The organism is Saccharopolyspora thermophila, from assembly GCF_014646075.1.
Lineage (GTDB): Bacteria > Actinomycetota > Actinomycetes > Mycobacteriales > Pseudonocardiaceae > Saccharopolyspora > Saccharopolyspora thermophila.
Genome location: NZ_BMMT01000001.1, coordinates 480,476 through 494,384 on the forward strand (window position 1 = coordinate 480,476; position 13,909 = coordinate 494,384).

The window sequence follows — 13,909 nt, forward strand, 5'->3', positions numbered from 1 at the left end:
CTCTTCCCGAGTGATGGCGGACCGCCTGCCTTGACAGCCCGTGTCCTGCCAGAATAGCGTCCGGGAAAACGATTGCTCGCGTTCCTGTTCCGACAGCTCCCGTGGCGAGCTGTCCCAGTCGGGCGAACAGCGGGGAGTTCACCGGCGCCGCTCGTGGACTCCGCGCCGCCCGGTTCCGCAGTCAACGCCGCCTGTCAACTTGGGAGGAACCGTGGCTCGTATCGGTGTCATCAGCATCTCTGACGGCCGTGACCACGTCCACGCGCGCAACGCCGGCTTCATCCAGTCCAAACAGGACGCCCTGGTCGCGGCGCTACGCGGCGCCGGGCACGACGTCGTGGTCGGCGATGACCTGGTGGCCACCAACGCGCTGGCCACGTCGGTGTCCCGCAAGGTCGCCGCCGCCGACGTCGATGTCACGGTCTTCTACTACTCGGTGTGGGCGTTCCCGCACTTCACCATGCTCGCCGCGGACGCGACCCGGTCGCCGCTGGTGCTCGTCGCCAGCACCGACCCCACCGAGCCGGGGCTGGTCGGCATGCTGGCCGCCGGTGGTGCGCTGGACCAGATCGGCCGCCGCCACGCCCGCGCCTGGGGCGCCCCGGACGACGCCGAGCTCATCGCCACGATCGGGGTGCACGCCACGGCCTCGGCCGCGGTCCGGTCCCTGCACGGGTCCACCTTCGGCCGGTTCGGCGGGCGACCGATGGGTATGAACACCGCGGTGGCCAACACCGACCAGTGGATGCGCAGGTTCGGCATCGACGTCGAGGAGATCGACCAGTACGAGCTGGTGCTGCGCGCCGAGAAGGCCGACGCTGCCGAGGCACGCAAGGCCCGCGAGTGGATCGAGCAGCACGCCGCCGGGGTGCACTACGACGGCACGAAGCTGACGCCGGAACTACTGGAGCGCCAGATCCGCTCCTACCTGGCGATCCGGGACATCATCGCGGAGCGCAACCTCGACTTCTCCGGCATCAAGGCGCAGCCCGAGCTGACCGAGAACTTCGCCACCATGGACGTCACCGAGGCGTTCCTCAACGACCCCTACGACTGGAACGGGCCGAAGGAACCGCACGTCTGCGCCACCGAGGCGGACATGGACGGCGCGCTGACCATGCAGATCTTCAAGGCCGTGGCGGGCACGCCGGTGCTGTTCGCCGACGTGCGGCACTACCACGCCGACCGCGACATCTGGGACCTGTGCAACTCCGGCCAGCACGCCACCTGGTACGCCGCGCGCAGCGACGACCCGGCGGAGAACCTGGCGAAGGTCAACTTCTACCCGGAGGTGTTCTTCTTCCCGGCCGGCGGCGCGTCGGTACAGCACATCGCCGCACCGGGCCAGATGACCCTGGGGCGGTTCACCCGCGAGGACGGTGAGTACCGGCTGCAGCTGATGCTCGGCGAGTTCGAGAGTTACGACGACGAGACGAACCAGACGCTGATGAACCAGTCCACCCCGGAATGGCCGCACGCCTTCGCGCGGCTGGACGCGCCGGGCGAGCTGTTCTTGTCGCGGTTCGGCGCCAACCACATCCACGCGGTCCCCGGCGACCACCGCCCGGCCCTGCGTGCGGTCGCCGAGCAGCTCGGCGTCCGGCTCGAGGAGTGGACCCGCGGCTGACCGAACCGGCAGGGCGCGCCGAACCCCGGACGCCTTCTCGGCCGGGCTCCCGATCCGCGGGGTGTCCGCCCGGGGAGGCGGCCGGCGAGAACCCGCCGCGGTGGTCGGGAGAACTGAGGCGTTCGAGGTGACAGGGAGGACGCATGGCCGAGGCAGCGCTGCTCGGGATTGACATCGGCACGTCGAGCTCCAAGGGGGTGCTGGTCAGCGCCGACGGGCGAATCCTGGCCCGCGCGAGCCGACCGCACGAGACGTCCTACCCGCACCCCGGCTGGGTCGAGCACGACCCGGAATCGGTGTGGTGGGAGGACTTCCTGGCGCTGGTGCGGGAGCTCGTGCCCGCCGCCGAGGGGCGCGAGATCGCCGGGCTTGGCGTCAGCGGCATCGGCCCCGTGCTGCTGCCCACCGACGGTGACGGCAAGCCGCTGCGCCCGGCGATCCTCTACGGCGTGGACACCCGGGCCACCGCGGAGATCGCGGAGCTGACCGAGGAGTTCGGCGGCGACGAGATCCTGCGCCGTGGCGGGTCCGCGCTGTCCAGCCAGGCGGTCGGCCCGAAGCTTCGCTGGCTGGCCAAGCACGAACCGGAGGTGTACCGGCGCACCGAGATGCTGCTGATGTGCAGCTCCTACCTGGTGCACCGGCTGACCGGGCGGTATGTGCTGGACCACCACTCGGCCAGCCAGTGCGACCCGATGTACGACCTGGCGGCCCGTGACTGGGCGGCCGACTGGGCGGCGCGGGTCGCCCCGGGCCTGCCGCTGCCGGAGCTGGCCTGGCCGACCGAGGTGGTCGGCCGCGTCACCGCCCAGGCCGCGTCGGAAACCGGGCTGCCGGAGGGGCTTCCGGTCACGGCGGGCACGGTGGACGCGTGGGCCGAGGCCACCAGCGTCGGGGTGCGCCGGCCCGGCGACACGATGCTGATGTACGGCACCACGATGTTCTTCGTCCAGGTGCAGTCGCGGATCGAGCCGCACCCGGCGCTGTGGGGCACCTGCGGGGCGTTCCCGGACACCGACACGCTGGCCGCCGGGATGGCGACCTCGGGCGCGGTGACGGACTGGCTGCGCACCCTGGTCGACGGGGATTTCGCCGGACTCGTCGCGGAGGCGAGCGCGGTCCCGGTGGGCAGCCGAGGACTGCTGCTGCTGCCGTACTTCGCGGGGGAGCGGACGCCGATCTTCGATCCGGACGCGCGCGGCATCCTGGCCGGGCTGACCACCACCCACGGTCGCGCCGAGCTGTACCGGGCGGCGTTGGAGGGCATTGGGTTCGGCGTGCGGCACAACCTGGAGGCGATGGGCAGCGCGAGCCGGTTGGTCGCCGTCGGCGGCGGCACGCAGGGCGGCCTGTGGACGCAGATCGTCTCCGACATCACCGGGCAGGAGCAGCAGATCCCGGCGGAGACGGTCGGCGCGGCCTATGGTGACGCGCTGCTGGCCGGGATCGGCACCGGCGCGGCCGTCGACCCGGACAACTGGAACCCGATCACCCGAACGGTCCGGCCGAACCCGGCGCACACGGAGCGCTACGACGCGTACTTCCGGCACTACCGCGACCTCTACACGGCCACAGTCCGGATCGCCCACTTCCTGGCGGGTGAGCAGCGAGCCGCAGACGAGCTCGCCTGATCGGAAGATGACCGCCTGCTGATCTTGTTAAGCTCATGCATTCGGGTGAAGCGTGACATGATCGGGGAGGCGCGGGACCGATGGCGGTGACACAGCGTGTCCTGGCGGCCTTCCTGGTCCTGGCCATGGTGGTCACCGCCGGTTGTTCCCGCGAGTCGGACGCCGAGGTCGCCCCGGTCGACGTCGCCACCCGGGACCTCGGCGCGGCCCGCGTCCTGCGGGGCCAGGTCTACGCGGAACGGGACACCGGTGCGCTGCAGCTGGACCTGTTCCTGCCCGAGCAGCAGCAGGAGCGGACACCGCTGGTGGTGTACGTGCACGGCGGCGGCTGGAACGCGGGAGTCCGCACCCTAGACGCGGACCTCGGTGCACCGGAGGCGCTCACCGCGCAGCGTCTGCTGGAACGCGGTTACGCCGTGGCCACTGTGGACTACCGGTTGACCGGGGTCGCCCGTGCCCCGGCGCAGGTCGTCGACGTCGCCGACGCGGTGCGGTGGTTGCAGCAGCACGCCGCACAGTGGCAGCTCGACCCCGACCGCGTCGCGTTGTGGGGCGCTTCGGCGGGCGGCCACCTCGTGTCGCAACTCGGTGCGGTGGCGGGCGACCCGACCAAGCCCGGCGGCGGGCTGTCCGGGATTCGTGCGGTGGTGGACTGGTTCGGCCCGACGGACATGACGGCCGAGGCGCAGGTCGCGCACCCGCGCATGCAGGAGTACGCGGCGCGGGTGGTCAAGCAACTGCTGGGCTGCATGCCGGTGGAGTGCCCGGCGGTGGCCGAGGCGGCGAGCCCGGTCCGGAACGTCTCCGGTGACGAGCCGCCGTTTCTGATCCAGCAGGGCACCGCGGACTCGCTGGTGCCGCTGGACCAGAGCCTCGACTTCGCGGCGACGCTGCGGCGGCTGGGCGTGACGGTGGAGATGCACCCGTACGAGGGACTGGACCACGGCTTCGGCCGAGGCCCGCACAACGCGCTGATCGTGGACACGGTCGCGGCGTTCGTCGAGAACCACGTCTGACCCACCGGGTGACTCCCGCGGCGACGGACACCACCCGCGGTCGAAGCCAGCGGATCAGCGGACGTGTTCGGTGCCGGGCGTGTGGTCGGGGGCGCTGGCCAGCAGCGTCTCCTCCTCGCGGCGGACGGAGCCGACCCCGCCCGAACCCGCAGCGTCGGCCAGCGGTTGCACCGCGTTGCGGAAGGACTCCAGCGCGTCGAGTTCCCTGCGGCGGGCGGACACGAAGCGCTGCAGGTGGGTGCTGGAGAGGTTCACCGCCTCCACCGCGTTGGACGCCGCGCGCTGCGCCCGGACGGCCTGCGCGCGCACCTGCTCGATGTCCTCGGCGATGGTGCGTTCCGTCGCGGCGAACATCGCCGCCGACGCCAGCACCGCGAACCCGGTCGGCCCGCACAGGAAGACGCGTTTGTCCAGCAGCCACGACAGCAGGTGCGGATCGGTGTCCAGGGCGGCGATGACGGCGGCATCCGACGGCACGAACATGATCGACCCGTAGATCGCGTCCGCCCACTTCTGGTAGCCCTTGCCGGCGAGTTCGGCGGCGCGGGACCGGATGTTGCGCGCGTGCACCCGCAGGGCGTCGCTGCGCTCCTCGGGGTCGTCGGTCTCCATTGCCTCGGCCCACACCGCCAGGCTCGTCTTGGCATCCACCGGCACCTGCCGCCCGCCGCCGACCGACAGCACCATGTCCGGTCGGGCGGCCCCGCCCCCGGCGAGGTCGGTCTGCAACGTGAAATGGATGCCCTCGCGCAACCCCAGCGACCGCGCGGTCTCGACCAGGACCTGCTCACCGAGCTCCCCGCGCCCGGTGATGGACGCGAAGGCGACCTCGTAGCGGCGCAGCGCGGCTTGCTGCTCGGCGGTGCGGGCGCGTTCGGCCTCGACCATGCGCAGCGCCTCGTCGGCCCGCCGCGCGCTGTCCGTGTACAGCCGCCAGATCAGCATCAGCGCCGCGGCGAACAACAACGTCAGCACGACGATGATGGTGATCAGGACGCCGGTACCCACATGCGCTCCGTCCGGTCGGGGTTACTCGCCGCTCACATGATGGCCGACGGACCCGACATGATCGCGCCCGGCGCCGCGCGATTTCGCGCCGGATGTGACACCGCCCCAAGTGGCACCCGAAGTGGTGAGACCCACCTGCAGTGGCGACGGTGGGTGATCATCGCATCACCCAGGGCGGTGAGGGTGTTCGACACGCCGAAGCGGTGCGGGGGGTCGCCGAGTTCGCGTGGGCTCGCCGATAGCTTGTGGCGCATGCGGGTGCTGCACACCTCGGACTGGCATGTGGGCCGGACCTTCCACGGCCGCGACCTGCTCGGAGATCAGGAGGCCGTCCTGGGCTGGCTGGCCGACCTGGTCGCGGAGGAGGGCGTCGACGTCGTCGTCATCGCCGGTGACCTCTACGACCGCGCCGTCCCCTCGGGCGAGGCGGTGCAGACCTGCGTGCGCGTCCTCGCCCGCATCCGGGAGGCGGGTGCGCAGCTCGTGGTCACCTCGGGCAACCACGACTCGGCGGCGCGCGTCGGCGCGTTCGCCGAGTTCGCCGCGGCGGGCGGCCTGCACCTGCGCACCCGGATCGACGCGTTGCACGAACCGGTCCTGCTCGCCGACGAGCACGGCCCGGTCGCCTTCTACGGCATCCCCTACCTGGAGCCGGACCTGGCCCGCCACACCCTGCAGTCCTGCGCCGACGTGCCGGGGGCCAGCCCCGAGATCCCGCAGCGGGGCCACACCGCGGTGCTCACCGAGGCGATGAACCGGGTGCGCGCCGACCTCGCCGGACGCCCCGCCGGAACGCGTTCCGTGGTGCTGGCGCACGCGTTCGTCACCGGCGGCGAGCGCAGCGACTCCGAGCGCACCATCGCCGTGGGCGGTGTGGAGCAGGTGCCCGGTTCGGTCTTTGACGGCGTCGACTACGTGGCGCTGGGGCACCTGCACGGCCCGCAACGGCTGGCGGAGCACCTGCGCTACTCGGGTAGCCCGCTGGCGTATTCGTTCTCCGAAGCGGCGCACCGCAAATCGGTGTGGCTGGTGAACCTCGACGCCGACGGGTTGGCCGACGTGCAGCGCCGCGAGCTGCCGGTGCCGCGGCGGCTGGCCACCGTCGAGGGCCTGCTGGACGACCTGCTCACCCGGCCCGAGTACGCGGAGTTCGAGGACTGCTACCTCTCGGCAACGCTCACCGACGAGGTGCGGCCGCTGGAGGCGATGCGGCGGCTCCAGCAGCGGTTCCCGCATGCCGTGCACCTGGAGTGGCGACCGGCGACCGGCCGCGCCACCGCTGCGCTGCGCTACGCCGAGATCGTGCGCGGCCGCGACGACCACGAGCTGGCCGCTCGGTTCGTCGCCGACTGCCGCGGCACGGAGCCGACCGAGTCCGAACGCGCGCTGCTGTCCGAGGCGCTGCGCGCGGTCAGCGCGGCGGAAGGGGCGCGATGAGGCTGCACCGGCTGGACGTGACGGCCTTCGGGCCGTACCGGGACCACCAGGTCGTCGACTTCGACGCGCTCGGCGCGGACGGGCTGTTCCTGCTGCACGGCGACACCGGCGCGGGCAAGACGACCCTGCTGGACGCGGTCGCCTTCGCGCTCTACGGCTCGGTGCCGGGCGCGCGCGGCGAGGTCAGGCGGCTGCGCTGCGACACGGCCGATCCGCAGACTCCCACCAAGGTCGTGCTGGAGCTGACGGTGCAGGGCCAGCGGCTGCGGCTGGAACGCAGCCCCGAGTACCAGCGGCCGAAGAAGCGCGGCGAGGGCTACACCACGCAGCCGGCGAAGGCGTCGCTGACCTGGCTCGGCGGCGCACCCACCGAACAGCCGCCGGCGGGCCTGACCCGCATCGACGAGGTCGGGCGCACCGTGCAGCGCCTGCTCGGCATGACCGTGGACCAGTTCTTCCAGGTGGTGATGCTGCCGCAGGGTGAGTTCGCCAGGTTCCTGCGCTCGGACACCGCGGAACGCGAACAGCTGCTGGAAAAGCTGTTCGGCACGCAGCGGTTCGGTGAGGTGGAGCGGTGGTTCGTCGAGCGCCGCCGGGAGCGCGGCCGGGCGGTGGAGGCCCGAACGCAGCGGGTGCGGGAACTGCTCGCGCGGGTCTCGCAGGTCTGCGGGGCCGAACCGGCGGAGGGCGCCAACCACCAGGACTGGCTGGCGGACGTCGAGAAACGCGCGCTGCGCGACCTGGAAGGCGCGCAGGCCGAGCAGTCCCGCCTGCGCCGGGAGCGCGAGGCGGCGGAGGCCGCGTTGACCGAGCGCCGCGAGTTGGCGGCGAAGGTGCGTCGCGTGCGGCAGGCCAACGAAACGTTGGCGCAGCTCGCCGAACAGCAGGCCGAGCACGACGCGTGGCGGGCCGAACGCGAGGCGGCGCAGCGCGCGGTCCCGGTGCTGTCCGCGCACCGAGCGGCCCGGCGGGCCGAACAGGACCGCGACAGGGCGCGCGCGGATCTCGCCGAAGCCGCGGCGCGGTGTGAGGTGGACGCCGAGGCGCCGCTGGCGGAGCTGCGCGCCCTGGCCGGGGCCCGGCGGGAGGAGGCGGGCGGGCTTGCCAGCCTGATTCCCGAGGCGCAGCAACAGCAATCCGACCGGCGTCGGGTCGCCGAGCTGGCCGCCCGGATCGCCGAGGACGAACGCCGGGAAGCCGAACTCGTCGCGCAGCAGGCCAGCCTGCCCGAGCGCATCACGGCCGCCCGGCAGCGGGTCGAGGAAGCCAGGCACGCCGAACTCAGGCTGGAAACGGTGCGAGCCCGCGGCACCGAGGTCGCGGGGCTACTGCGCATCGCCCGGGACATCCCCGGCGCGCAGCAGGACGTGGCCGCCGCGACCACCCGAGCGCACCAAGCCGTCGACGCCCACCAGCAGGCTCGCGACCGGCTGCAGGACCTCCGCGCGCGGCGGCTCGCCGGGATGGCCGCCGAACTCGCGGCCCGGCTCACCCCCGGACAGCCGTGCCCGGTGTGCGGATCGGCCGAACACCCCGCCCCCGGCGAACCCGTCGATGACCAGGTCCGCGCCGAGGACGAGGAGAACGCGCAGGCCGCGGAACAGCGCGCGCACGCGCGCCGCGACAGGGCCATCGCGCAAGCCCAGCGGGCGCAACAACACCTCGAGGAACTCATCGAGCGCCTCGGCGACCACACCGAACCCGAACTCGCCGCCGAACTCGACGAACTCCGCGCCGAACGCGACACCCTGGAGAACACCGCAGCGCAGCTCCAGCAGCGCACGGCCGAGTTGGCCGAACTGGAGGCGTCCACGCAACGCCTGACCAACCAGCTCTCCGAGCTGCGGACCCGCATCGCCGCCGCCCGCAGCGAACACGCCGCACTGGTGACCACAGTGGACCAGCGCCAAGCGCGGCTGCGTGACGGCTGCGGCGAGTTCGACAGCATCGAACAACGCCGCGCCCACCTCCTTGACCTCGCCACCCGTATCGAACGCCTGGTGACCGCCCGCATCGCCCTCGACGACGCGGAACGCCACCTGGCCGACCAGCGCAACGCCGTCACCGAAGCCGCCGCCGAAGCGGGCTTCGACTCGGTCGACGCCGCGCTTGCCGCCGAGCGCAGCGAGGAACGGCGCAACGAGCTCGCCGCGGCCCTGGCTGAGGTCGAGCAACGCGCCGCGGGTGCCCGCGCGGCGCTCGCGAGCCCCGAGTTGTCCGGCGTCGACGCTGATACCGAGATCGGCCTCGAAGAGGCCACCGAGGCGGCCACCGTCGCGCGCGAAGCCGCGGAGCGTGCGGCAGCGCTGGCGCACCGCGCCGAGCAGCGGCAGCGCGAGATCACGCAGCTCGCGGAGCGGCTGCGGGCCGAATGGGCGGAGCTGGGTCCGGCATTGGCGGAGTACGCCGAGCTGGAGGCGTTGGCGGACGTCGTCAACGGGCGCGGGCAGAACGCGCGCAGGATGTCGTTGCGCTCGTATGTGCTGGCGGCGCGGCTGGAGGAGGTGGCGATCGCGGCCACCCGGCGGTTGCAGCGGATGAGCGACGGCCGGTACTCGTTCGTGCACTCGGATGCGGCCGGGGCGCGCGGCACCCGCGGCGGTCTCGGCCTCGACGTGCTCGACGACTACTCCGGGAAGGTTCGCCCGGCCAAGACGCTGTCCGGCGGCGAGTCGTTCCTCGCCTCGCTGTCGCTGGCGCTCGGCCTGGCCGACGTGGTGGCCGCGGAGACCGGCGGTGCGCTGCTGGACACCCTGTTCATCGACGAGGGTTTCGGCACGCTCGACTCGGACACCCTCGACATGGTGATGGACACCCTCGACGACCTGCGTGCCGGGGGCCGGGTGGTGGGCCTGGTGTCGCACGTGGAGGAGATGCGCCAGCGGATCACGGTGCGCCTGCGCGTCCGCAGGTCCCGAACGGGCTCCACCCTGGAACTCCAGACCTGACTCATGGCACGGGGAGCACCCCGTTCGGCACCAGGGTGACACCCGCGCAACCGCGTCGAGTTCGCCCCGGTCGGAAAGTGTTCAGGTGCCGGGGTTGCGGCTCTCGTGGTTGAGGAGCCAGCGCTTGACCGGCAGGCCCCAGCGGAAGCCGCCCAGCGAGCCGTCGCTGCGGAGGACCCGGTGACACGGCACGAAGAGCGCGGCGGCGTTGCGGGCACAGGCCGATGCCGCGGCTCGGACCGCGTTCGGGCGTCCCGCCAGGGCCGCGAACTCGGTGTAGCTCACCGGTTCCCCGGCCGGAACCTTGCGCAGCACCTCCCATGCGTGCTCGAGGAACGGGCCCGCGCACTGCCGCACCGGGATGGCGTCGATGACATGCAGGTCCCCGTCGTGGTAGGCGCGGATCGCGCGCGTGACCTCGCCGAGGTCGGCGGCCTCGGTCGGCGGTTCGGACAGCAGCTTCGGGGACACCTGCGGCAGCAGCTCGTCGAGCCGCGCGGTCCAGCCGGAGGCGAGCACCGCGCCGTCGGAGTCGACGACGGCGGTGAACGGTCCCGCCGGTGTGTCCACAGTAGACAATTTGGTCATGGTTGGCTCCAGTTCTGCGACGAAGTCGTGACGGCGACGTGATGCGGACCCGTGGCGCAGCGCACCGGGCCCACCCCGCTCACCTCCTAGGCGGCTTGCTGCTGCGACACACCGTTCGCGGCGGCTTCCCACAGCAGCACCCCGGCGTAGGAGCGCCACGGGCTCCACCGCCGGGCGTGCGATTCGATCGTGGCCGGGTGCTCGGACAGGCCGAGCACCGCGGCACCGCGGCGTAACGCGAGGTCACCGGTGAGCAGCACGTCCGGCGAGCCCAGCACGCGCATCGCGACGTAGCTCGACGTCCACGGGCCGATGCCCCGAAGCCGCTCCAGGTCGGCCCGCAGCTCGGCCTCGTCCCGGCCGGGGTGCAGCGCTAGCCGCCCCTCGGCCACGGCCGTCGCGACGTCGCGCACGGTCTCCGCCCGCCGCCGCGGACCGGGCAGCGCCTCCACCGCGTGCTCGGCGAGCACCTCGGCCGTCGGGAACAGCGTCGTCACGGTGCCGTCGGGATGGGGCAGCGGCTCGCCCAGCGCCGTGACCAGCCGCTCGGTGGTCTTCCGTGCCGCCGCGACGGAGATCTGCTGGCCGATCACGGCCCGCACCAGGTTTTCCAGGCCGTCCACGCTGCCCGGCAGCCGCACGCCCGGCGACCGGGTGACGGCCGGCCGCAGCACGGAATCCGCGCCCAGCACGTCCGAGATCGCCACCGGATCGGCGTCGAGGTCGAGCAGGCGGCGCAGCCGGGCCACCGCGCTGCCCAGGTCGCGCATGTCGGTCAGCCGCAGCGTGCACGCCACGTGCTTCTCCCCGGTGCGCACGGTGGCGACACCGGTCCCGTACGGCAACCGGAGGGCCCGGGTGTACTGGTCCGGCCCGGCGTTCTCCAGCCCCGCCAACGCGCGCTGCCCGAGGAACCGCAGCACCGCGGCCACGTCGCAGGGCGCACGGAACGGCAGGCGCAGGTGGACCGCACCGGCGCCGCTCGGGACACCGGTTCGGCGCTGGGCGCGGGCGCGCATCTCGGTCGGCGTGGACCCGAAGATCTCCCGCATGGTGTCGTTGAACTGCCGCAGGCTGGAGAACCCGGCGGCGAACGCGACATCACTGAACGCGATGCCGGTCGTCTCGATCAGCAGCCGCGCCGAGTGCGCCCGGTGCGCCCGCGCCAGCCCGAGTGGCCCGGCGCCGAGTTCGGCGGTGAGCACCCTGGTCAGGTGCCGCGTCGAGTAGCCGAGCTGCTTGGCCAGCCCGCGCACTCCGCAGCGGTCCACCACACCGTCGCTGATCAGGCGCATTGCCCGCCCGGCCAGGTCGGCGCGCAGGTTCCACTCCGGCGAGCCGGGCACCGCGTCCGGCAGACACCGGCGGCACGCCCGGTAGCCCGCGGCCTGCGCGGCGGCGGCCGTCGGGAAGAACACACTGTTGGCTGGTTTCGGCGTGCGCGCGGGGCAGGACGGGCGGCAGTAGATGCCGGTCGAGCGCACCGCGTGGACGAAGCACCCGTCGAACCGCGCGTCGCGCGACGCCACGGCCCGGAGTGCTTCTTCCGTTCCCACCAACATGGCTTCGATCCTGCCAGCGGCGCAGGGCCCTTACTAGCGGGAATCGGACGCGCTGATGAACCCCGTCGCGTGGGCGAACACGACGGCTGCGTGCGCTCCCGTGCGCCCGAGCGTGGCGGTACCGATGTGGTTGGCCAGGAGGGCGACGGCTGACCGGCGGCGATGCCGGTGCAAGCGAGCCCCTAGACTTCGGGGTGTGAGTCTCACCCTCGGCATCGTCGGGCTGCCCAACGTCGGCAAGTCCACCCTGTTCAACGCGCTGACCAGCAACGACGCGCTCGCGGCGAACTACCCGTTCGCCACCATCGAGCCGAACGTGGGCGTGGTTCCGCTGCCGGACGAGCGGCTGGACAAGCTCGCCGAGCTGTTCGGCTCGGCGAAGGTGGTGCCCGCCACGGTGTCGTTCGTCGACATCGCCGGCCTGGTCAAGGGCGCCTCCGAGGGGCAGGGCCTGGGTAACAAGTTCCTCGCCAACATCCGCGAGGCCGACGCGATCTGCCAGGTCATCCGCGTCTTCGACGACCCCGACGTGGTGCACGTCGACGGCCGGGTGGACCCGGCCGCGGACATCGAGACGATCAACACCGAGCTCATCCTGGCCGATCTGCAGACCCTGGAGAAGGCGCTGCCGCGGCTGGAGAAGGAAGCCCGCACCCACAAGGACAAGCGCCCGGCGCTGGAGGTCGCCCAGCAGGCCAAGGAGGTCCTCGACTCCGGCCGCACCCTGTTCGCCGCGGGCCTGGGCAGGGACGTGCCGGAGCTGCGCGAGCTCAACCTGCTGACCACCAAGCCGTTCCTGTACGTCTTCAACGCCGACGAGGGTGTGCTCGCCGACGAGACCCGGCAGAAGGAGCTGCGGGAACTGGTCGCCCCCGGCGACGCGGTGTTCCTGGACGCCAAGGTGGAGGCGGAGCTCAAGGAACTCGACGAGGAGTCCCAGCGCGAACTGCTGGAGTCGATCGGCCAGCCGGAACCGGGCCTGCACGCGCTGGCCCGTGCGGGCTTCCACACCCTCGGTCTGCAGACGTACCTGACGGCGGGCCCGAAGGAGGCCCGCGCCTGGACCATCCGCCGCGGCTGGACGGCCCCGCAGGCCGCAGGCGTGATCCACACCGACTTCCAACGCGGCTTCATCAAAGCGGAGATCGTCTCCTACGAGGACCTGATCGCAGCGGGCTCGATGGCGGAAGCCAGAGCAGCCGGCAAGGTCCGCATGGAAGGCAAGGACTACGTCATGGCCGACGGCGACGTGGTGGAGTTCCGCTTCAACGTGTGATCAGCGGCGGGGTGGGGTGAGCCTGGTCAGGTCGATGCTGATCTCGTACGGGACCGGGCGTTGCAGCAGGCCGCGGAAGATGCCCGTCGGCGCGTATGCGCCCGTAGGCTCGTCGAGTTCGTAGACGTGCACGACGGCCGCACTGTCCTCGTCCTCGATGCACCAGTAGTGCCGGATGCCCGCCTCCGCGTACTTGCGGAGTTTGACCGTGCGGTCGCGGTGGGCGGACTCCGGCGAGACCACCTCCACGACGAGCAACACGTCCGCTGGCTCGTACCAGGTGCGGTCGGGGTCGAACGGGGCCGTGGTCACCAGCAGATCGGGTTCCGGGCGGTTGCGCGCGTCGAGGCGGATCGTCATCTCGCGCTCGACCTCGACGCCCTCCGGGGCCTGTCGAGCTAGTTCCAGGGTGAGGCTGGTGACGACGCGGCCGTGCCACGACCGCTGGGGGGTCACCATGAAGACGAGGGCTCCGTCGATCAGCTCAGTGTGCCGAGGCGCCTCCGGGAGGCGGTCGAGATCCTCCGCGAACCAGCCTTCAGCGCGTGGCGGGCGCATCCAGTCGGGCAGCGTGGTCATGCAGCAACCGTAGCGAGCGGTTGTTGCTTCGGCCATCGCTCATCACGGCGGAGCACAGGCGGGCAGGCCCAGCTCCGTGAGATGCGCGTCACGCGGCGTTGACTTTGACATCGGTGTCAGGCTCTGGCTTCGGCCGCATGTCGAGTCGGGGAACGTGGGTTCTGGCGGCGCTGATGGGGTGCGTTTTCTCCGTCGGGTCCGCTGAGCACGCGGTGCTCGGGGTGTTGCCGGACATCG

10 protein-coding genes are annotated in these 13,909 nt (G+C 72.3%); 6 read left to right on the forward strand and 4 right to left on the reverse strand.

Annotated features, from left to right (window positions below; translation table 11 throughout):
* Positions 1–211: 211 nt before the first annotated feature.
* The 3 genes from IEY17_RS02075 to IEY17_RS02085 all read left to right on the forward strand — a co-directional run bounded on the left by IEY17_RS02075 (position 212) and on the right by IEY17_RS02085 (position 4,274).
* A complete protein-coding gene (locus tag IEY17_RS02075; protein ID WP_188984774.1) occupies positions 212–1,627 on the forward strand; it encodes an L-fucose/L-arabinose isomerase family protein in 1,416 nt (471 codons plus the stop codon).
* 143 nt (positions 1,628–1,770) lie between these two features.
* Positions 1,771–3,258: an FGGY-family carbohydrate kinase gene (locus tag IEY17_RS02080; protein ID WP_188984776.1), complete on the forward strand. Its 1,488-nt coding sequence runs from the start codon at positions 1,771–1,773 to the stop codon at positions 3,256–3,258.
* A gap of 80 nt (positions 3,259–3,338) precedes the next feature.
* The gene (locus IEY17_RS02085) at positions 3,339–4,274 is read left to right on the forward strand and encodes an alpha/beta hydrolase (protein ID WP_188984778.1); all 936 of its coding nucleotides are present in this window, start codon (positions 3,339–3,341) and stop codon (positions 4,272–4,274) included.
* A gap of 54 nt (positions 4,275–4,328) precedes the next feature.
* Here IEY17_RS02085 and IEY17_RS02090 read toward each other — a convergent pair whose 3' ends face one another.
* Complete coding sequence (locus tag IEY17_RS02090) at positions 4,329–5,219, reverse strand: DNA recombination protein RmuC (protein WP_373289835.1); 891 nt, start codon at positions 5,217–5,219, stop codon at positions 4,329–4,331.
* A 315-nt stretch (positions 5,220–5,534) separates the two neighbouring features.
* On the opposite strand from IEY17_RS02090, the gene IEY17_RS02095 reads away from it, so the two are divergent.
* Together IEY17_RS02095 and IEY17_RS02100 are read left to right on the forward strand one after the other, a co-directional pair.
* Positions 5,535–6,719: an exonuclease SbcCD subunit D gene (locus IEY17_RS02095; RefSeq protein ID WP_188984782.1), complete on the forward strand. Its 1,185-nt coding sequence runs from the start codon at positions 5,535–5,537 to the stop codon at positions 6,717–6,719.
* Positions 6,716–9,667, forward strand: a complete 2,952-nt coding sequence (locus tag IEY17_RS02100; RefSeq protein ID WP_188984784.1) for an AAA family ATPase — start codon at positions 6,716–6,718, stop codon at positions 9,665–9,667. The genes IEY17_RS02095 and IEY17_RS02100 overlap by 4 nt, the downstream gene beginning before the upstream one ends.
* A gap of 81 nt (positions 9,668–9,748) precedes the next feature.
* Here IEY17_RS02100 and IEY17_RS02105 read toward each other — a convergent pair whose 3' ends face one another.
* Complete coding sequence (locus tag IEY17_RS02105) at positions 9,749–10,255, reverse strand: methylated-DNA--[protein]-cysteine S-methyltransferase (protein ID WP_188984787.1); 507 nt, start codon at positions 10,253–10,255, stop codon at positions 9,749–9,751.
* 86 nt (positions 10,256–10,341) lie between these two features.
* Positions 10,342–11,817, reverse strand: a complete 1,476-nt coding sequence (locus tag IEY17_RS02110) for a DNA-3-methyladenine glycosylase 2 family protein (protein ID WP_188984788.1) — start codon at positions 11,815–11,817, stop codon at positions 10,342–10,344.
* Between the two features lie 196 nt (positions 11,818–12,013).
* Between IEY17_RS02110 and ychF the strand changes: the two genes are divergently transcribed.
* A complete protein-coding gene (gene ychF / locus IEY17_RS02115) occupies positions 12,014–13,093 on the forward strand; it encodes a redox-regulated ATPase YchF (protein WP_188984790.1) in 1,080 nt (359 codons plus the stop codon).
* Here ychF and IEY17_RS02120 read toward each other — a convergent pair whose 3' ends face one another.
* Positions 13,094–13,672: a Uma2 family endonuclease gene (locus IEY17_RS02120; RefSeq protein ID WP_188984792.1), complete on the reverse strand. Its 579-nt coding sequence runs from the start codon at positions 13,670–13,672 to the stop codon at positions 13,094–13,096.
* Positions 13,673–13,909: the final 237 nt, after the last annotated feature.